At 35.3% G+C, this 19,305-nt stretch carries 16 protein-coding genes, 1 tRNA gene and 1 riboswitch; of the genes, 12 read left to right on the top strand and 5 right to left on the bottom strand.

What is annotated here, in order from left to right:
• Nucleotides 1–1,581, top strand: coding sequence for a M56 family metallopeptidase (locus FNW52_RS17470; RefSeq protein ID WP_143378771.1), 1,581 nt, complete (start codon nt 1–3; stop codon nt 1,579–1,581).
• Nucleotides 1,582–1,717: 136 nt separating this feature from the next.
• A complete protein-coding gene (locus FNW52_RS17465) occupies nt 1,718–1,861 on the top strand; it encodes an SsrA-binding protein (protein ID WP_143378770.1) in 144 nt (47 codons plus the stop codon).
• 81 nt (nt 1,862–1,942) lie between these two features.
• On the opposite strand, the gene FNW52_RS17460 is transcribed toward FNW52_RS17465, so the two are convergent.
• Entirely contained in the window at nt 1,943–2,455 is a 513-nt protein-coding gene (locus FNW52_RS17460) for an adenine phosphoribosyltransferase (protein ID WP_143378769.1), read from the bottom strand.
• 103 nt (nt 2,456–2,558) lie between these two features.
• Here FNW52_RS17460 and FNW52_RS17455 point away from each other — a divergent pair.
• Nucleotides 2,559–2,632 (top strand) — tRNA-Arg (locus FNW52_RS17455).
• A gap of 117 nt (nt 2,633–2,749) precedes the next feature.
• Here FNW52_RS17455 and FNW52_RS17450 read toward each other — a convergent pair.
• On the bottom strand, nt 2,750–3,778 hold the full coding sequence (locus FNW52_RS17450) for a rod shape-determining protein (RefSeq protein ID WP_143378768.1): 1,029 nt from the start codon (nt 3,776–3,778) through the stop codon (nt 2,750–2,752).
• Nucleotides 3,779–3,787: 9 nt separating this feature from the next.
• Between FNW52_RS17450 and FNW52_RS17445 the strand changes: the two genes are divergently transcribed.
• Nucleotides 3,788–4,129, top strand: a complete 342-nt coding sequence (locus tag FNW52_RS17445; protein WP_143378767.1) for a dihydroxy-acid dehydratase — start codon at nt 3,788–3,790, stop codon at nt 4,127–4,129.
• Nucleotides 4,130–4,908: 779 nt separating this feature from the next.
• Here the strand turns inward: FNW52_RS17445 and FNW52_RS17440 are convergent.
• On the bottom strand, nt 4,909–6,267 hold the full coding sequence (locus FNW52_RS17440) for a cobyrinate a,c-diamide synthase (RefSeq protein WP_143378766.1): 1,359 nt from the start codon (nt 6,265–6,267) through the stop codon (nt 4,909–4,911).
• A gap of 350 nt (nt 6,268–6,617) precedes the next feature.
• Here FNW52_RS17440 and FNW52_RS17435 point away from each other — a divergent pair, with 350 nt between their 5' ends.
• The 4 genes from FNW52_RS17435 (at nt 6,618) to cbiB (ending at nt 11,078) form a co-directional block, all read left to right on the top strand.
• The gene (locus tag FNW52_RS17435) at nt 6,618–7,466 is read left to right on the top strand and encodes a hypothetical protein (protein WP_143378765.1); all 849 of its coding nucleotides are present in this window, start codon (nt 6,618–6,620) and stop codon (nt 7,464–7,466) included.
• A 5-nt stretch (nt 7,467–7,471) separates the two neighbouring features.
• Nucleotides 7,472–8,947, top strand: coding sequence for a cobyric acid synthase (locus FNW52_RS17430; protein ID WP_143378764.1), 1,476 nt, complete (start codon nt 7,472–7,474; stop codon nt 8,945–8,947).
• Between the two features lie 170 nt (nt 8,948–9,117).
• The gene (locus FNW52_RS17425; RefSeq protein ID WP_143378763.1) at nt 9,118–10,140 is read left to right on the top strand and encodes a histidinol-phosphate transaminase; all 1,023 of its coding nucleotides are present in this window, start codon (nt 9,118–9,120) and stop codon (nt 10,138–10,140) included.
• On the top strand, nt 10,125–11,078 hold the full coding sequence (gene cbiB, locus FNW52_RS17420; RefSeq protein WP_143378762.1) for an adenosylcobinamide-phosphate synthase CbiB: 954 nt from the start codon (nt 10,125–10,127) through the stop codon (nt 11,076–11,078). The genes FNW52_RS17425 and cbiB overlap by 16 nt, the downstream gene beginning before the upstream one ends.
• A gap of 482 nt (nt 11,079–11,560) precedes the next feature.
• Here cbiB and FNW52_RS17415 read toward each other — a convergent pair whose 3' ends face one another.
• Nucleotides 11,561–12,760, bottom strand: a complete 1,200-nt coding sequence (locus tag FNW52_RS17415) for a hypothetical protein (RefSeq protein WP_143378761.1) — start codon at nt 12,758–12,760, stop codon at nt 11,561–11,563.
• Entirely contained in the window at nt 12,760–13,347 is a 588-nt protein-coding gene (locus FNW52_RS17410) for a ferric reductase-like transmembrane domain-containing protein (protein WP_143378760.1), read from the bottom strand. The genes FNW52_RS17415 and FNW52_RS17410 overlap by 1 nt, the downstream gene beginning before the upstream one ends.
• Nucleotides 13,348–13,948: 601 nt before the next feature.
• A riboswitch (cobalamin riboswitch) is annotated at nt 13,949–14,150 on the top strand.
• Nucleotides 14,151–14,262: 112 nt separating this feature from the next.
• Here FNW52_RS17410 and FNW52_RS17405 point away from each other — a divergent pair.
• Genes FNW52_RS17405 through cobA form a run of 4 tightly spaced genes read left to right on the top strand, consistent with a single transcriptional unit; the run spans nt 14,263 to nt 19,303 of the window.
• Nucleotides 14,263–16,884, top strand: coding sequence for a TonB-dependent receptor domain-containing protein (locus tag FNW52_RS17405; RefSeq protein ID WP_143378759.1), 2,622 nt, complete (start codon nt 14,263–14,265; stop codon nt 16,882–16,884).
• Between the two features lie 17 nt (nt 16,885–16,901).
• Nucleotides 16,902–17,699, top strand: a complete 798-nt coding sequence (locus tag FNW52_RS17400) for an NAD+ synthetase (RefSeq protein WP_143378758.1) — start codon at nt 16,902–16,904, stop codon at nt 17,697–17,699.
• A complete protein-coding gene (locus FNW52_RS17395) occupies nt 17,699–18,529 on the top strand; it encodes an SDR family oxidoreductase (RefSeq protein ID WP_143378757.1) in 831 nt (276 codons plus the stop codon). Before FNW52_RS17400 ends, FNW52_RS17395 begins: the two co-directional genes overlap by 1 nt.
• Before the next feature lie 3 nt (nt 18,530–18,532).
• Nucleotides 18,533–19,303, top strand: coding sequence for a uroporphyrinogen-III C-methyltransferase (gene cobA, locus FNW52_RS17390; RefSeq protein ID WP_143378756.1), 771 nt, complete (start codon nt 18,533–18,535; stop codon nt 19,301–19,303).
• The last annotated feature ends 2 nt before the right edge of the window (nt 19,304–19,305 follow it).

The raw sequence follows: 19,305 nt of genomic DNA, 5'->3' as shown, positions 1-19,305 counted from the left end.
ATGGAAACGCTATTCATATACATTGCAAAATCAAGCGGATTGATCGGAATGTTCTATATCGCTTATTATTTGCTGTTGCGAAAAGAGACTTTTTTTACCGCAAATCGTTGGTTTCTATTAGCGGGTTTACTAACCTCAGTAATTTTGCCATGGGTAGTTTTCACCACCATTGTTTGGGTAGAACCAACACCAACCCATTTTGACTGGTCAAAAATTCCAGATAGAACTCCAATACAAAAGGAAAATTTTGAAATCAATTGGTATCTCGTCTTGGGAGTCGCATATGTTGTCGGAATAGCATTGTTTTTAATCCAGTTTGTATTCGACTTTTATAGCCTTAATCGAGTGTTAAAAGGCAAAACCATTCAGCAACAAGCCGATCATAAATTTATAGACCTCAAAGAGAATATTGCACCCTTTTCCTATTTCAATACCATCGTTTACAATTCATCACTGTACAGCGAAGCCGAACTGGAAGGTATTCTTGAACACGAAAAAGTACACAGCGACCAAAATCACACCGTTGATGTATTAATCACCCGATTCTTTTGCACCCTGTTTTGGTTCAATCCCTTTATTTGGTTGTACAAAAAAGCCATTTTACAAAATCTGGAATTCATCGCCGATAGTGAGGCCACCAAAAATATATCCGACAAAAAAGCGTACCAACTAACGCTTTTAAAAATAACAACTCATGAGAATTGCGTTGTCCTTACCAATCATTTTTATCAATCATTAATCAAAAAACGAATCGTTATGTTAAACAAAAATCAATCAAAAAAATGGAATTCCTGGAAGTATGCTTTGGTACTTCCTGTATTAGTTGCCTTTGTGTTTTTATTCCAAATGGAAGTTATTGCACAGGAGAAAGCAATAATCAAGAAAGAAATTAAAGACAATCCAACAGATCCAGAATCAGAAGATATCTATCAAATCGACAAAACCACTACCGATGCAGAATTACAAGAAAAAGCCAAAATTCTTAGCGAAAAATACGCTATAAAAACCACCTTTTCTAAAATAAAAAGAAATGCTAACAATGAATTAATCAGCATCAAAATAAAACTGCAAAAAGGAAAAGAAATAGCGACTGAAATGGAAGTGAACAGTAGCGAACCCCTAAAAGATTTTGGGATAGCCATTTCTAAGAATAAAAATGGAACAACAAATATCGGCATCGTTACTGATAAAGGAGAGAGTAGCCCTTCAAATGAGTTAGGATATAATAGTGATGAACTAACTCCTCCAACCCCACCAACTCCGCCAAATCATCCGTATGAAAATTTAATGGACGCTCCAACGCCTCCTGACTACCCAGATGCTCCCGAATTACCTTCAAATTTCAACAACAAAAAAGCGATGGCCAAATACAATAAAGCGATGGATCAATTCAATCAAAAAATGAAGATTATCGAACCAAAAATGGATGCTTTTAATAAAGAAATGGATCAATTTAACGCGGAAATGAAGAAATTAGATCCCGCTTTAAAAAATTATGATAAGGAAATGAAAGTTTTTGATCAAGAAATGAAAATATTCGAAAAAGAAATGGCTGCGTATGAAAAAGAAATAGAACAATAAAATATTGTACCCCTCCTCCTAAAAATAACTATCCCTAAAAAACTATCGCTATTTCAGAACGGGACACACTCTAATAATAAAGACGGTCCCTCATCAAGACCGTCTTTTTTTATATCTTTGAAAAAAAATTATCACTATGTATAAAATTCTAGCTCAAATCAACAAACTTATTTTACCAAGTTTTACCAAACAAAGATTGGATTTGGCCAAAGCCAAAAAATGGCAAATGGCTATTATTGGGTATCGTTATTTTGTAACTACTAGAGCACTTGATTGCTGATTGTAGATTAACGTCCCGATAGCTATCGGGATTGATTTTAGATTTTTGAATTCTGCTCCCGATAATTATCGGGACTGAATACTAATACGTCATTGCCGCAAAAATATCGTTTCCTGCAATCTTTTCTCTTCCCCTCAAGAACGTGATTTCCATCAAGAAGTTGCATTGTACAATTACACCTCCTAGTCGTTCTACCAATTCGCAAACCGCTTTTGCGGTTCCACCAGTGGCTAAAACATCATCGTGAATCAGAATTCTATCCCCTTTTTGAATGGCATCGGTATGAATTTCAAGCGTATCCGTACCGTATTCTAAATCGTAAGAAGCTGATATCGTATCAAAAGGCAGTTTATTGGGTTTTCGAACAGGAACAAAACCTACATTCAATTCTTGTGCCAAAAGCATCCCAAAGAAAAAACCGCGACTTTCTACCCCTATTACCTTGTCTATTTTTTTATCTTTTACGCACGAAACCAATATTTCTAGACATTCTTTCCTTGCATTTGCATCAATTAACAAAGGTGTGATGTCTTTAAACACAATTCCCTCTTTTGGAAATCCCTGAATATCACGTATATACTTTTTTAAACTCATTTTTTTTAATTTTAATGTAAATTCATGCTTGCAAGATACATATTTATTCCTATCTTTGCACCCGCAAACACGTTGATACAAAAACAAGTTTGCAAAAACAAATGGCCTTGTGGCGCAACTGAATAGCGCACTTGATTACGGCTCAAGAGGTTACTGGTTTGAATCCAGTCAAGGTCACAAAACTAAAATCCCATTTCTAGCGAAATGGGATTTTTTTATGTCTTCTTCAGTATATTCAACAAACTTTTGTTGGATCAGGTGCAAAAGCTCAATTGTATGGATGCAATAACGAACTTATTTTATCAGTACCCTTTTATATTTAGGTATATTTTTTAAGACAATACCAGTACCTTTAACCACAGCTCTTAAAGGATCTTCTGCAATATAGACTGGCAAATCCGTCTTCTGTGAAATCCTTTTATCAAGACCGCGCAGCATTGCCCCTCCCCCTGCGAGATACAAACCCGTATTATAAATGTCTGCAGCCAGTTCTGGTGGTGTCAATGAAAGCGTTACCATAATAGCGTCTTCAATTCTCTGTATTGATTTATCCAAAGCTCTTGCAATTTCCCTAAAAGTAACCCTGACCTCCTTAGGTTTCCCGGTAAGCAAATCTCTTCCACGAACCATTATGTCATCGGGAGCCTCATCAAGTTCTTCTATTGCAGCGCCAACATCAATTTTTATTCTCTCAGCAGAAGCATCTCCAATATACAAATTATGCTGCGTTCTCATATAAAACAATATATCATTGGTAAAAACATCCCCAGCAATTTTTATAGATTTGTCACAAACTATTCCTCCGAGGGCAATAACCGCAATTTCCGTAGTCCCTCCTCCAATATCAACAATGATATTTCCCTTGGGCTGCATCACATCTAAACCCATTCCAATAGCTGCAGCCATAGGCTCATGAATTAAATACACTTCTTTCCCGTTTACCCGTTCGCAGGACTCCTTTACGGCTCTCATTTCTACCTCGGTAATACCACTGGGAATACATACAACCATTCGCAGTGCGGGAGTGAAAAAATTTTTCTTTAATTCAGGTATATTTTTTATAAACCAGCTGATCATTTTCTCTGAGGCATCAAAATCTGCAATAACACCGTCTTTAAGTGGCCGGATTGTTTTAATATGCTCGTGTGTCTTACCCTGCATTAAACTGGCCTCCTTACCTACAGCAATAATTTTCCCATTTCTAATATCCCTCGCCACCATAGAAGGACTATCCACTATTATTTTTCCGTCATAAATTATTAAAGTATTAGCAGTTCCTAAATCCATAGCTATTTCCACTATCATAAAATCAAATAAGCCCATAATATAGTTTTGTTTAAGAACGTTATTGTTGCTGTTTTATTCTCTATAAAGATGAAAATTCCAATGCAACGGTTAAAGTCCTACATTTCGCTTTACATCGAAGGCGGGTTGATCGCATTAGTGGAAGATAACGATCAGATCGAGATCAATACACTGAATAATACGCTTAATCTAAATGTATCTTGCGAGGTAATCGAAGAGCGTCGGAAAAGATGGATGAAACCTCAGGCAAAAGCTCGGAGTGGTTTACTATTCAAGTACACTCAGTCCGTAAAAAACGCCTCTGAAGGATGTGTGACAAATGAGCCACATCACGAAGCTTTTCAACTTGTTCTTACTTGCCAGATATAACCTATTTGTATAGAGATGACATAAAGACCGAAACCATTATTGAGCTTTTATTAGAGTCACCGAAAATTATTCATTGCATATGCTATAACAATTGACAATTTTGGGGAACAATACACGAAGAAATATTATCAAGAATTATCCAAAACTCGCAACTAAATATCAAAATCCGACAACCATAGTGAAATGCTGTTTTTCTGATATATAATCGGACGCAAGTTCATGGATTTGTATTTTTTTTATATAATTCCCCCTTACTCCCAATAACTTTTTTTGATTACGTCAAGATTTATTTCTTAACTTTCTGTGAAGGCTAAGTTAACATGTCCCTAGTTATCTAAATAATTTGGGTTATTCTTTTTTGGGAATATATTAAAATAGAGATCAATGTCCTTTAATGTCTCAAACTATAACTAATAGGTCATTATCTCTTTTTGTTCAATTTACTCAGATCGGTCTCATAAAATATTAATCAAAAATATTCTTTATTTGACATTGCTAATTTCTTTAAATCATCTAAAAAATGATTCGAAAATTGTCCTGACAAGGTCACCATAAAGGACAGAACTTTTCATAAAGTTTCTGTCCTTTTTTTATTTTATATTCAATATAATTAAAAAATTATTAAATAACTCTCATTAAATCCTTACGGTTCGAAAAGTTTAAAAGGGTCACTTGACTGGATTAGAACCAAATTAAACACTTTAATATCATTTTATTGCAAATCATTAATTAATCAGATTGTAGATCAAGAGTAAAAAAAAATTCCTAAATTACTGATTCTATATTATCATATTATCAATCCCATCAGCTATAAAATCAGCTATAAAATTAGAATCTCCCCAGTAAAAATGAATATAGGAAGCCATCACTTTTCTTAATTTATAAATTGGAGTTTGCACTTCAATACCTTTAGCATTAAAAACATTCCCTATAGTTGGTAGATTTTCGTTTTCAACAGCAGTAGAATAATGAAACTCGTGTCCTTTTATTATTTTACCTTCAAGTTGCACTTCTCGATATCCTAAAGAAAGTTTAGCCTTTTCCATCGAAGTTTCGATAGGCAAAAAACCTGTCATTTGGTATCCTATTCCGTCAGCATTGGTAATCTGATTCCCTAAATACATCATTCCTCCACATTCGGCAATCACTTTTCCTCCATTAGAACAAAAATCAAGAATAGATTTGCGCATAGATGTATTTGCCGTCAATTGCTCCAAATGCAATTCCGGGTAGCCACCCGCTAGATACAACAGATCAGCTTCGGGCATAACGGCATCTTTCAGCGGACTAAAATAAATTACTTCCCCTAAATTCTCCAATGCTTTAATATTTTCAAAATAGGTAAAATTAAAAGCATCGTCCTGTGCCACTGCTATTTTATAATCATTTGAATTTTGTTTACTTTCAAACTTTACATTAACTTCTTTCTCTTCAACTAAAATTGTGTCTTTTTCAGTACTCTCAAATGATTTACACAATGCTAACAAACGGTCAACATCAATGAATTTAGCTAAATGTTGAGCTGCGTTTTCGATTACAGTCTCATAATCGTTATCCGATGAAATAGCCAATCCCAAATGACGAGAAGGAATTGAAATACCAGCATTACTAGGAACATAACCCAAAGCCTCGATGCCAACGTCATCACAAGCATCTTTCAAAAAAGAATAATGACTTTCGGTATTGACAAAATTGAAGATTACACCCGCAATTTTAACATTCGGATTAAAATTTTTCAATCCAAATAATAATGGTGCCACACTATAAGCCATCGCCTTGGCATTTACCACCAAAATAACAGGAACATCTAAAAGCATTGCAATTTCGGCACTGCTCCCCTGCATTCGATTTGCCCCATCAAAAAGCCCCATCACTCCTTCTATTATCGAAATATCGGCTTCCTTACTATATCGGTTATATAAATCTTTCACATGATTTTCACTCATCATATAGGTATCCAAATTGATACTCACTTGATGCGCAGCTCTCGTATGGTGCTTGGTATCAATATAATCAGGGCCACATTTAAAAGGCTGTACTTTATGCCCTTGATTTCTCAATAACCGAAGTAACCCCAACGTGATAGTCGTTTTGCCGGAATTACTCGATGGTGCTGCTATAAGGAATTTTGGTTTCATGGGACAAAGATAGCTTCGACAGGCTCAGCTACCGAAAAAAAACAAAAAAAAACGACAGGCTCAGCCACCGCATTTTGTAACTGATTTATTTCCTTAGAATGGGAATAGTCATTACTTTTCCGATGGCAGAGCCTGTCGAATCCCGATGGAAGAGCCTGTCGTTTTTCCCCGGTGGCTGAGCCTGTCATTTTTCCCGGTGGCTGAGCCTGTCGTTTTTCCCCGGTGGCTGAGCCTGTCATTTTTCCCGGTGGCTGAGCCTGTCGAAGCCCGGTGGATGAGCTTGTCATTTTTTTTTCGGTGGATGAGCTTGTCGAATCCCTATCTTTGTCCCATAACCTAGAAATAAAAAAATGACCGTTTCCATTATCACTTATGCTAAAGTTGGCGAACTTCTACAAGGAGCATTTGGTATAAACGAACCCTTTTTGGTAAGCAACACCTCTTCTAAAATACTCAAAACCATCACTATTGCAAGTACAAACCCAATAAATCAAGGTGTAAGGCTTGGAGATAAAGCAATGAAGGCTATGGAGTTATTTTATTCGTTGAATGATCAAAAAATAAAGAAACAATCTACTCCAAAAATCTATTTCAACCAACAACGAAATTTCAAAACTGGCAAAGGATTATCGTCTAGTTCTACCGATATATTTGGAATTTTATTGGCATTAAATAAAATATACAACACACAATATCCTAATGATTCGCTCTACCAGCTTGCCGCTCAAATAGAACCAACTGATCCCTGTTTGGATTTAGATTCCGTATTATTCAACCAAAAAACGGGAGAAATTATAGATACGCTGCCCCCGATTCCGTATTCGATGCTGTATTTCGATTCGGATTCAAAAATAAAAATTGACACCATAGAGCTCTCACAAAACAGACGCTATTCTGAAAATCAGATTTTAGAATTTCGAACGCTGTATTCAGACCTAAAAAAAAGCATTAAGAACAAAGATTACGCAACCTTTTTTGAATGTACTACAAAAAGCTCCATTATCAACGAGACTATTTTACCAAAAAAAAACTTTCCTTTGCTACTTGATTTTGCTTCCGAAAATAATTGTGGTTTATTTGTAGCCCATAGTGGTACCTATATGGGACTGCTAATTGAGCCTGACCGCTTGCCTTTAATCGAATTAAAAGCCAAAGATTTCGTGGCAAAACATTGGGAAACGCCACTTTATATTGAGTAAACGCTATGCAAAAATTAAAACCCATCATGTTTGTTGGTACCGCCTCCGATGTAGGTAAAAGCATCATCAATACTGGATTTTGTCGCATTTTTAAGCAGGATGGCTATACGCCCGCTCCCTTTAAATCGCAAAATATGTCGCTTAACAGTTTTGCCACGCCCGAGGGACTCGAAATAGGCCGTGCACAAGCCGTTCAGGCCGAAGCTTGCGGTATTCCATGCAGCACCGATATGAATCCAGTTTTATTAAAACCAACATCTGATAAAAGTTCACAAGTAGTTTTAAACGGAAAGCCCATTGGAGACCAATCGGCTTATGATTATTTTATGGGTAACAACAAAATGGGACTCCTCAAAGAAGCCCAAGCTGCCTATAACCGATTATCCGAAAAACACAATCCTGTTGTGTTAGAAGGTGCAGGAAGCATTTCTGAATTGAACCTTAAACATCGTGACATTACCAATATGCGGATGGCAAAATATACCGATGCTGCCACTTTCTTAATTGCCGACATTGACAGAGGAGGCGTTTTTGCCAGTGTTTACGGAAGTATTATTTTATTAACTCCCGAAGAAAAATCACTGATCAAAGGAATCATTATCAATAAATTTCGAGGAGATGCGCGACTTTTTGAAGACGGAAAAAAAATCATAGAAGACCTTTGTGGCGTTCCAGTTGTGGGCGTAGTTCCGTTTGCAAAAGACATCTATATTGAAGAAGAGGATTCGGTTGGACTTCAAAATAAAAATTCACAATGGGTAGAAAATAAAATAAACATTGCCGTTATTTTACTCAATCGCCTTTCTAACTACACCGATTTTAATGTATTGGAACGTCACGAAAATGTAAATTTATTTTATACAAAAGACCCTTTAGAAATTGAAAAAGCCGACATCATTATTCTTCCCGGAAGTAAAAATACTATCTCTGATTTAATTGAAATCAAGAATAATGGAGCAGCCAAAGCAATTGTCAATGCCCATAAAAACAACAAAACCGTTATCGGAATTTGTGGCGGTTATCAAATGATGGGACAAATTGTAGAAGACCCACATCAGATGGAAGGAACTGTCGAAAAAATGTCAGGATTAGGACTGCTACCCATAAAAACAATACTCACACAGGAAAAAATCACGAGACAAGTACAGTTTCAGTTTAAAAAACATCAAGAGACTTGTGAAGGCTATGAAATACACATGGGAATTTCAACTTCGGCTGAAAAAGATACCCAACTGAACCGTTTTTCAGATGCTACCACAGATGGTTTTTTACTGACGGACAATTGCTGGGGAACCTACATTCATGGAATATTAGACAACGAAATTGTCATTAATGATTTGCTTTCACAAACCAAAAAAGAAATGACTGCAACCCCTTTCGATTACAAAGCTTTTAAGGAACAACAATACGATTTATTGGCGCAACACCTGCGAAATCATATTGATATGGAATACATTTATAAGAGCATGATTTTAGATTGATGATTAACGATTTTTGATTGCAGATTTTAGATGATTTGATGATAAATCAACATTTGCAAATTTGATATTGTCATTACTTTTCAATTGATATTGAAATTGAAATTGATATTGCCATTGCCATTGATATTGCCATTGACTCTTTTAAGAATATAAAACTCTAACAAAAAACAATGATTTTAGGACACGGAGACGACGGTTATTTACATCACGACACCATTAAAGCGAATTTCAGTTCGAATGTTTTTTACGAAGGCCTTCCCAAAGGTTTAAAGGAATACCTATCCCTACATTGGGACAAGCTTACCCGTTATCCAGAGGCAAATGCTGAGTCGCTTCAAGAAACAGTAGCGCATTGGCACCAACTGAAACCCCAACAAATACTGATTACAAATGGGGCTACCGAAGCTTTTTATTTGATTGCACATCACTTACAAAAAAAATCGGCGACTATAATCATACCTTCATTTGCTGAGTATGAAGATGCCTGTCGTGTACACAATGTCCCTTGCGATTTTATGGAATGGTCAACTGTAAACGAGACTACCCGTTTCTCTACCCAAGCCGTTTTCTTTGGTAATCCAAACAATCCTACGGGCTTGATTTTTACTAAAAAAATGCTGCATACCCTTTTAGAAAACAATCCAAATACACTGTTTGTAATCGACGAAGCCTATGTAGATTTTACTTCGAATGTGATTACGATGGTAAACGAAATCAATAATTCCCCAAACCTCGTACTCGTAAAATCCTTAACTAAAACCTACTCAATTCCGGGTTTGCGTTTGGGGTACATCATCAGCCAAGAACAAAATATTCAAGACATACAATTGGCAAAAATGCCTTGGTCTGTAAACACTATGGCTATTGAAGCCGGTAAGTTTATTGTAGAAAATGCCGCCGATATTGCATTACCGTTAGAAAGACTATTGGCAGACACTTCGGACTTGATGCGTTCCTTACAGCAAATTGAAAACATAGAAGTATATCCCACAACAACTAATTTTTTCTTATGCCAAACAAAAGTCAAAACAGCCGCTGAACTAAAAAAACACCTCTTGAATGCCCATCAATTACTGATTAGGGACGCCAGTAATTTCAAAGGGCTTTCCCCTCACTATTTTAGAATTGCAGCACAAACACCTGAGCAAAATCAACTTTTAATCGATGCTATACGCCAATGGACAATCCTTTAATCACTTTCTTAATTCCTTTAGTTGCAGGCTACCTCCTCGACTTACTATTGGGAGACCCGAGAGGATTGCCTCATCCTATTCGGCTTTTTGGAAACGCAATCTATTTTGGCGAAAGCCTATTAAACAAAGGTAATTTTCGTTTTATAAAAGGAATCTTGCTCACGCTTGTACTATGCAGTTCGGTTTTTGCATTCTTTTATTTCCTGTCCAATATCTTGCTGCAAACCAATACGATTCTTTATATCCTTTTTGCCAGTATTTTTGTTTTTTATGGTCTAGCCAACAAAAGCCTGATACAAGAAGGAACAGCGGTTTTTGATGCACTTCAAAACAACGGATTGGAAGCAGGACGAAAACGACTTTCTTGGATCGTGGGACGTGATACCACTACCTTATCCGAAAACCAGATTCGGACAGCCGTTTTCGAAACCTTGTCCGAAAATTTAAGCGACGGGGTAATTGCACCGCTTTTTTATTATGCCATTGGTGGCTTACCCGCTATGATGGCTTATAAAATGATCAACACCCTAGACTCCATGATTGGATACAAAAATGAAAAATACTTTTATTTTGGCAAATTTGCTGCCCGATTAGACGATGTTGCCAATTTTATTCCCGCCCGATTAACTGCATTTTTAATGGTTTTAGTGAGCGGAAAATGGAGCCTTTTTTCATTTGTTCATCAATTTCGCAACCTGCATGCTAGTCCAAATTCAGGCTATCCCGAGGCAGCATTGGCAGGAATCATGAATTGCCGTTTTGGAGGCCCCAATACCTATCATGGCAAAATTGTAAACAAACCCTACATCGGAACAAATGACAGGGAAATAGAACATCAAGAAATAATCGAAGTTTCTAGAATTAATAACAAAGTTACTTTTCTGACTGTCATTATTATAGCAATTACAAGTTGTTTGTTTTTTTACAGAATTACTTAATCAGAATTCGATTATTAGTTGCAGGAGCGGAAGTTTTAGGCATTTTCAGGAGGCATTGGTTCCCGCTATCCACAAGTATCTTTTGTGCCGAACCCCGGCACAAAAGGATACTTGCTTCTATCGGGGCTAAAAGTTATTATTTTGTTTTTTTGCTATTATTTTCCAATTTTAGTTTCCTTTATTAGGAATGGATTAAGCTATTTTCAGTTTGCATATATTTAATACCTAAAAGAACGAACTTTTTGGGGTAGTAATAAGGTTTGTTCTTTCAGTATTCCTGTTTTTGTTGTTGATGCCATCTTTTTAGTTGTTATATTTATCAAAAAAAGATAAATAAATCGCTTCCAGTTTGTCATTTCGACGAAGGAGAAATCACATTACGTAATCTATACGTGATTTCTCCTTCGTCGAAATGACAAAAACAAACCATAAAGAAACGACATTGAATAAATACTTTAAAAATTAATTATCTTAAAATTAATTTAAAATCGAAGATAACGTGTTGCATTTACTCGAATTCCAAATCTGAATTCATCAAATTTATTTTGTGTTGTGGTCAAAATAGTTGGAGAACCATTTAACAAATGATGTGCATATTCAATATGAAAGTTTATTAATTTGTTGGTATATGGTAAATTATAATTAATACCCATTTTTATTGCTTGTTCTGTTGCTTTTTCATTAGCATTGTTTAATACAACTAAATCATAACGTACGAATGGAACTAAATCGCCAAGCTTTTTTTTATCAAATACTTGAAATTGAAGTTGACCATAACCACCTGTAACATTTAATTTTTGGTCTGAATAATTGGAATAAATCGCTTCATATTCGATGGTATAAAAATGCTTTCCAATAGTATTAGTGTAGTCTAAATTATTTTCAAAAGTCAATTTAGTTCCTGTTGCTGGCGTGCTTCCTAAAGACACATTATTTATACCAGAAATGAGAGTAAAACTTTTATCTTTTATGTTTCTAGTATTATCTATCGCCAAACCAATATTTAACTTTTGATTGCTTTTATCGGTGGCTTGAATAATAGATTGGGTAATTTTAAATGTTAGTGCATTCCAAAATTGAAAACTCGGATGGTCTTGATTAAGCGAACCTCTATTGTCTTGCATTGCTATTTGTAAGAATATCCTTTTTGATACTTGTGATTGAATTTGTAAGCCCCATTGTGTTCCAAAATTGCCCGTACTACCGTGTTCTTCTAGAATTAAACTTCGGTTTATAGTTGGTAAATTGCCCGAAGATAAATTATCTTCTTTTGATAAAATATTCGTGTTTTCCCCAAATAATATTCGAAATTTATTGGGGTCATTTGCATTTTGAAAAGTTATAAACAGATTTTCCCAAATTTTAAATCTTTTACTATCTTGAAAAAAGTTATTATCGGTAAAATCAACTTCATAAAATACAGTTGTACGAAATTTATTTCCGTTTATTTTGAATGGATAACTAGGTAATTGAAATTCCATTCCTTGTCTTACTCTTCTCCAAACAGGAGATAGATTTGGAGAAAATAATCTTTCGGCAAATGCCCACGTAGTCCATTGAAAATCATTTTTTTTATATTGCAAACCTGCATCGGGATTATAAATAAAATGTTTTATACTGTCATTTTGTGCAATCGTATTAATTGTACAAAATAGAAATAGGGATAGATATAAATATTTCATTATACAATTTTTGTTTTGGTATTAAATTTATAACGAACATAACTTGCCACTATTAAAGCGATTAGGCAAAGTTCTGAAACTACTTTCTCGGCATCAAAAATATCAACTGGACGATTTTTTAATAAAGGATCCATTACTATTCCGTGAACCACAAAAAGCATTGCTGTGGCGTAAGATATAAGATGTATGTTTTTCCACGCTCGAAAACTAATCTTATCTCTTAGTGTTTTTTGTGTTGTTATGATAACAGTAAATATTGCAAACATTGAAAGTGTTCCAAAAGCAACAAATATTTTTTGTGTTGGTGCATTGATTGGAAAAATGATGTCAATGAATTTGAATTTTGTTGAAGTATCAAATAATAAAAATGTTGGATGCAGGACGACTAAAAATAATGCGAAATAAGCTGTCCAATTGTGTAAATTATAAACATTAATTTGTTTGATGCGTTGCGGTAATGATTTCCAATATTTGTGTTTTTTGTAAGTGGTACTAATCATCATTCCTAATAGAAAATTAAAAGTTAGCACTATTGTTGCGACCAATCCCGTTGAAGCGGATAGGTCTAGAAAAGTTATATTCAACATTATTATTTGATTTTTAAATTATATAAACAGAGCGTTTTGTCACATAAGTTTATGCAACAAAAGAGTACTTAAATAATTAGATCAAATTAATAATGAAGCGTAAAGAATATAACGCCTTTGTGGAGGTTGAGAGAATTTATTTCGAAAATTGTTTGTAGCTGTTTTGAGAATAACTACAGGATAAAAAATAATTCTAGGAAGAAAGTCAGACTCAACAATAGCTACTTTTTTTTGAGTTGTAGTTTCGGCTATATCTAACTTTAAAGTATTTTGAGAAATATAAGAATGTGTTTCTTTTTCAAAATTTAGCTTTTCTTCATTATCGGAAAGTTCAAATACTGTGTTGAGATAACAGCAAGAAATTAGCGTGAAGAATACTATTTTGAAATTAAAAACCATATCGCAAAAGTATAACTTTATTCTTTATTGAAAATGAATTATTATGATTTCTAGAGTTTTTTTCAAAGTTCTGTGTAGCTCAAGGGTTTCATACAACTAAACGATAATAATAGACCCCAAAACGTTCAACAAAAAAACATTCCTACACAACATATTAGAACTTTTCTCAAAAAGTTTATAAAAATAATCCACATCTGTTTTGTACTTTCGCGGCTGTAATGGTTTTCTTTTTAAAATATTGAAAAGAAATTAAAAGGGAATTCGGTGTAAATCCGAGACAGTACCCGCTGCTGTAAGTTTTATCAAGGTTATAACATTATGCCACTGTTTCGTTCTAAAACGAGATGGGAAGGCGTTATCAACTGAAACGAGTCAGAAGACCTGCCTTTACATCGATTCGTAGCTTTCGGAGTAAAGGTAAACGGGTGAAAATAATCTTCTCCTTATCTTCACACGTCCTTATTCTATTGTTGCAAATAATCGGTTAACGGGATTATTAACGCACAAAAACTTAAAATGGAAAAGGATTTATCCAAAATTAAAAAAATTATTTACCTCTGTAATGGTACTTCATGTACAAACAAAGGCGCTGAAGAAAACATTACCGCCCTCCGTAACTCTCTAACGGAACAAGAATTAAACGACGAAATTCACACTATAAGGACAAAATGTAGTGGTTTTTGCAAAAAAGGTCCAATTATAAGCATTCAGCCAGAAAACACTTGGTACCAAGAAATGAATGTAACTACCTCAAATGCTGTAGTTACCACTCATATTTTACAAAACACAATTCTCCAAGACCAATTGTTATTTTCTTTAAGCAATACAACTGAGTCATTTACACCTCAAAAAAGAAAGAAAAATTTCTTTGCAAAGTATTTTAATCTAAACTTTTTTCTATTCTTATTATTATCATTTTCTACTGCAAAAGCACAAAGCAATCTTAGTGGTTTTATTACAGATGCCAACAATCACAGCAAAATTGAAGGTGCTGCCATTCAGATAAAAGAATCTAGCGAGAACACTATTTCCTATGATCAAGGGGCGTATGAATTACGGTCTGTTTCTGAAGGAATGAAAACCATTATTGTTTCTTGTGTAGGCTACAATACTTTTAGCCTAAAAATAAATTTAAAAAAAGACGAACAAAAAAAGCTGAATATTGCCTTGCAAAGTAATGCTATGAACTTGGCCGAAGTTGTTATCTCGGCTTCATTTGGCAGAAAACAAGAAAACAAAATAGATCAGTTAAGTTTGCAAATGCAACCCATAAAATCGGCTCAAGACTTGTTGCGTGCCGTTCCCGGATTGTTTATTGCACAACATGCAGGCGGAGGAAAAGCCGAGCAAATTTTTGTTAGAGGAACTGACAACGATCACGGAACCGATTTTAACATTCAAATGGATGGAATTCCGGTAAACATGCCTTCGCACGCACACGGGCAAGGTTATGCCGATATGCATTTTATGATTCCCGAAATCATAGGTTCGGCAAACTTTTACAAAGGGCCTTATGAGGCAAAAATGGGAGACTTTTCAGCGGCGGGTGCTGCCCAATTCAACTCAAAATACCGTGTAGAAAAAAATGTTATCAAACTAGAATCAGGCCTATTCAATACCCAAAGAGTTTTGACTATGATTCAGCTTTTAGATCAAAAACATTTGGTTTCAAAATGGAAAGACAATGCGTATTTGGCTTCTGAGTACAACTATACCGATGGCTTTTTTGACAGTAAATTAAAGTTCAAGCGTTTTAATATTTTCGGGAAATACAATGCCCAACTATCCGATAAAACGACGGCTACACTCTCAGGCTCTTATTTTTCCAGCACATGGAACGCTTCGGGACAATTGCCATTGCGGGCTATAGAAGACGGTTCAATTTCCAGATTCGGCTCCATAGACGACTCCGAAGGCGGAATCGCTTCGAGACTAAACGCAAACTTAGTCTTTGAAACCAAATTTAGCGAAGTAGCATCTTGGAGAAATCAGTTGTATTATTCTAAAAATAGTTTCGATTTGTTTTCTAATTTTACCTTTTTCATGAACGATCCTATCAATGGAGATGAAATATTACAATGGGAAAAACGTGATCTATTCGGATTAAAAAGTACATACAATAGACTTGATGAAATTGGGACAACCCAATTATCGTCTGAAGTAGGATTGGTTACCCGCACCGATATTTTATCGCGTGGCAGGGATCACGTTTTGCGTAGAGCTTTACTGTCTAACGATGCCATAAACTATGATGCCATTAGTAATTACAGTTTGTATTTTGATGAAAATTGGATGTTTGCACCTAAATGGACTTTGAAATTAGGAGCTAGAAACGAGGTCTTCGATTTTTATTTGAAAGACCAATTAGACGACTCAAATTCAGGGCAAAAAACCGTGTATCGCTTTAATCCGAAAGCACAAATACACTTTAATGCAACATCAAACTTCACTGTTTTTGCCAAATGGGGTGTTGGACTTCACTCCAATTACGCTCAAACCGCAGTAAGCAAAGACCCAACAGCGGGTAATCCCGTACCTCTATCCGAAGGTGCCGATTTGGGTTTTATAATGAAATTGCATAAAAAATCAATCTTTAATTTCACAGCATGGTGGCTCGATACGGGTTCCGAATTTAGATTTGTATCTGATGATGGTAGCTTTGAAAACTTGGGGCCAACGAGAAAATATGGTTTTGATGCGGCTATAAAAATTCAATTTACTGATTATTTATGGGCAGACAGCAATTTGAATTATGCCTATAGTATTCTGAAAGAGGCGAAAAAAGGCGAAAACTTTGCGCCATTATGTCCAAAATGGAATTCTACAGGCGGATTGACTCTGAAATTGGAAAACGGCATTAATGCCAGTTTACGCTATCGTTTTATGGGAGAACGCCCTGCAACCGAAGATGGATCGGTATTTTCTAAACCATACACCATAGCAGATGCCGTTATCCGGTACAACAAACCCCGTTACGAACTGTGTCTTTCAACCGAAAACATCTTCAATGTAGCATGGGCAGAAGCGCAATTTTATGATGAATCACAATTAAAAAATGAAACCGCTCCCGTAATGGATTTTCACAATACTCCGGGGACTCCTTTCTTTATTAAGGCTAGCGTTTCTTATTTTTTTTAACTTAAAGACTATCCAAAATGGAACTTCTAAATAACAATTTATCGGCATTGCTCATTCTATTTATTTTAGGTTTGCGCCACGGTTTAGATCCGGATCACATTACCGTAATAGACAATTATACCTATCGTTTGCATGAAAATAAAAACGCTTGGTCAAGATGGGTCGGAACGTTATTCACTTTCGGTCACGGTGTGATGGTAACCCTAATCGCATTAACGCTGAGCTATCTGAAAAATAATTTTGAAGTTCCATCTTGGGTTGATTTTTTACTCAATTGGTTGCCTATGGTTTTACTGCTCGTTATGGGAATTGGAAACATCATTTCTTTATCGCAAGCTAAAATCGGGAATTCATTGAGTATCAAAAAACACCTTATTCCAAAGTTTTTAGATAAAAATCTAAATCCATTTACAGTTTTTTTAACGGGAATTATTTTTGGATTCATCTTTGATACTTCTTCACAAATTGCGGCTTTTGGACTCGCAGTTTCAGGAACACATCACTGGCTTTTTTCGGTTATAGGTGGTATTATTTTCTCTATCGGATTGATATTTACAGGAACAGTCGATTCGTATTTGTTAAGTAAATTATTAAAAACATTCGATAGAAATAAAATTCAAAAACACCGCTTTAAGTTGAATGTACTGATCACAATAATGTGCTTCATTATTCCCATTTATAAAATAGGAACGGTATTCAAACCCAATTTAGAACTAACTGATTTCCAAAATAACTTGGTAGGACTAGGATTTCTTGGAACAATTCTTTTTCTCTATTTTGATTTGTATATTCGCTCTAGAATAAAAGCTATCTAATGAAAAACAATAAAATAAGCATACTAGGTTGTGGATGGTTGGGATTGCCTTTGGCTGAATCTCTGGTTCAAAAAGGGTATTCCGTTAAGGGATCCACTACCGATTTAGATAAAATAACACTCTTGAAAGACAAAGGTATTTTACCTTATCAAATAGCCATATCCGACACTGAGATTCAAGCAGATGATATTGCTGGTTTTTTAGATTCGGATATTTTAATTATCAATTTCCCTCCAAAAAGAAGACCCGATATTGTAGATTTTCATACGGGTCAATTCCAACTTTTAGTTCCAAAAATAATTGAAAGTCGGATTAAGCAAGTATTGTTTGTTAGCTCAACATCTGTATATCCAGATACGAATGAAACCGTTACTGAAAGTGAAACCAGAATTCCCGAAAAAGAAAGCGGGAAAGCGTTGTTAATTATCGAAAAAATGCTTTTAGAACAGAAGCAATTCAATACAACTATTGTTCGTTTTTCCGGATTAATAGGATACGATAGAATGCCGGGACGTTTTTTGGCTGGCAAAAAGGAAGTACAAAATGGAGAAGCCCCCATAAATGTAATTCATCAAGACGATTGTATTGCCATTATAGAAAGCATTATAAAAAAAGAAATTTGGGAAGAAATATTTAATGCGAGCACCGATGTTCATCCCAAAAGGAGAGAGTATTATGAACTGGCAGCTGAAAAAATTGGTCTGGAAAAACCAACATTTGCTCCAACAGAAAACTTATGTTATAAAATAATAAATTCAGACAAACTAAAAACAAAATTGAACTACCAGTTTAAGTATGCCAATCCACTGGATTTGTTAAATCAGGAATAGAATATGAATACAAAAGACCCCAAAATAATTAATATCAGTATTGTTGGCTCAGGACCCGGCGATCCAGAATTGCTTACCGTAAAAGCGCTGAAACGAATTCAGAACGCCGATATTATCTTACATGATAATTTAATTTCGGAGGAAATCTTGAATTTGGCTTCCGCCAAAGCACAAAAAATATATGTAGGTAGAAAATTTGGAGACATAGAAGATTCGATGACCCGTCAAGATGCCATACACGATTTGTTTCTTGAATATGCGCAACAAGACAAAAAAATTGTTCGCCTAAAATCGGGGGATTCGTTTATTTTTGGGAGAGTAGCCGAAGAGATTCGCTTTTTGACCCAACAAAACATTGCTTTTGAAGTTATTCCGGGAATTACGGCTGGAATGGCGGCTGCCAACTCTCAACATATTCCACTCACGGAACGCAACAAAACCAACTCAGTGCTATTTTGTACCGGACATACCGCTACGTACGACTTTGAGCAATTGGACGCTTTGGCCAATATGCTTAAAACAGGCACTACGCTCATTATGTATATGGGTTATAAAAATTTGAAAGAAGTAATTACCGTTTTTAAAAGAATTGCAACTGATGAAACACTCTATATTTCGGCAGTTTCGAAAGTATCGCAAGCCGATGAAACCATTTTCACAGGCACTTTAGACGAAATAGAGCAAAAATTAGAACTCGAAACAATTCCGATGCCTGTTGTTTTTATAGTAGGAAAATATGCGTTCCCTATTGATGCTAATCTAACTAAAATTTAGAA

It is taken from the genome of Flavobacterium sp. ZT3R18, assembly GCF_007097385.1.
Lineage (GTDB): Bacteria > Bacteroidota > Bacteroidia > Flavobacteriales > Flavobacteriaceae > Flavobacterium.
This window is presented reverse-complemented; position numbering and strand designations above follow the sequence as displayed.

Bases quoted from the DNA above. Each gene is read 5' to 3' on its own strand.
- FNW52_RS17470 (WP_143378771.1), top strand. From the start codon at position 1: ATGGAAACGCTATTCATATACATTGCAAAATCAAGCGGATTGATCGGA.
- FNW52_RS17465 (WP_143378770.1), top strand. From the start codon at position 1,718: ATGTATAAAATTCTAGCTCAAATCAACAAACTTATTTTACCAAGTTTT.
- FNW52_RS17460 (WP_143378769.1), bottom strand. From the start codon at position 2,455: ATGAGTTTAAAAAAGTATATACGTGATATTCAGGGATTTCCAAAAGAG.
- FNW52_RS17450 (WP_143378768.1), bottom strand. From the start codon at position 3,778: ATGGGCTTATTTGATTTTATGATAGTGGAAATAGCTATGGATTTAGGA.
- FNW52_RS17440 (WP_143378766.1), bottom strand. From the start codon at position 6,267: ATGAAACCAAAATTCCTTATAGCAGCACCATCGAGTAATTCCGGCAAA.
- FNW52_RS17435 (WP_143378765.1), top strand. From the start codon at position 6,618: ATGACCGTTTCCATTATCACTTATGCTAAAGTTGGCGAACTTCTACAA.
- FNW52_RS17430 (WP_143378764.1), top strand. From the start codon at position 7,472: ATGCAAAAATTAAAACCCATCATGTTTGTTGGTACCGCCTCCGATGTA.
- FNW52_RS17425 (WP_143378763.1), top strand. From the start codon at position 9,118: ATGATTTTAGGACACGGAGACGACGGTTATTTACATCACGACACCATT.
- cbiB (WP_143378762.1), top strand. From the start codon at position 10,125: ATGGACAATCCTTTAATCACTTTCTTAATTCCTTTAGTTGCAGGCTAC.
- FNW52_RS17415 (WP_143378761.1), bottom strand. From the start codon at position 12,760: ATGAAATATTTATATCTATCCCTATTTCTATTTTGTACAATTAATACG.
- FNW52_RS17410 (WP_143378760.1), bottom strand. From the start codon at position 13,347: ATGTTGAATATAACTTTTCTAGACCTATCCGCTTCAACGGGATTGGTC.
- FNW52_RS17405 (WP_143378759.1), top strand. From the start codon at position 14,263: ATGGAAAAGGATTTATCCAAAATTAAAAAAATTATTTACCTCTGTAAT.
- FNW52_RS17400 (WP_143378758.1), top strand. From the start codon at position 16,902: ATGGAACTTCTAAATAACAATTTATCGGCATTGCTCATTCTATTTATT.
- FNW52_RS17395 (WP_143378757.1), top strand. From the start codon at position 17,699: ATGAAAAACAATAAAATAAGCATACTAGGTTGTGGATGGTTGGGATTG.
- cobA (WP_143378756.1), top strand. From the start codon at position 18,533: ATGAATACAAAAGACCCCAAAATAATTAATATCAGTATTGTTGGCTCA.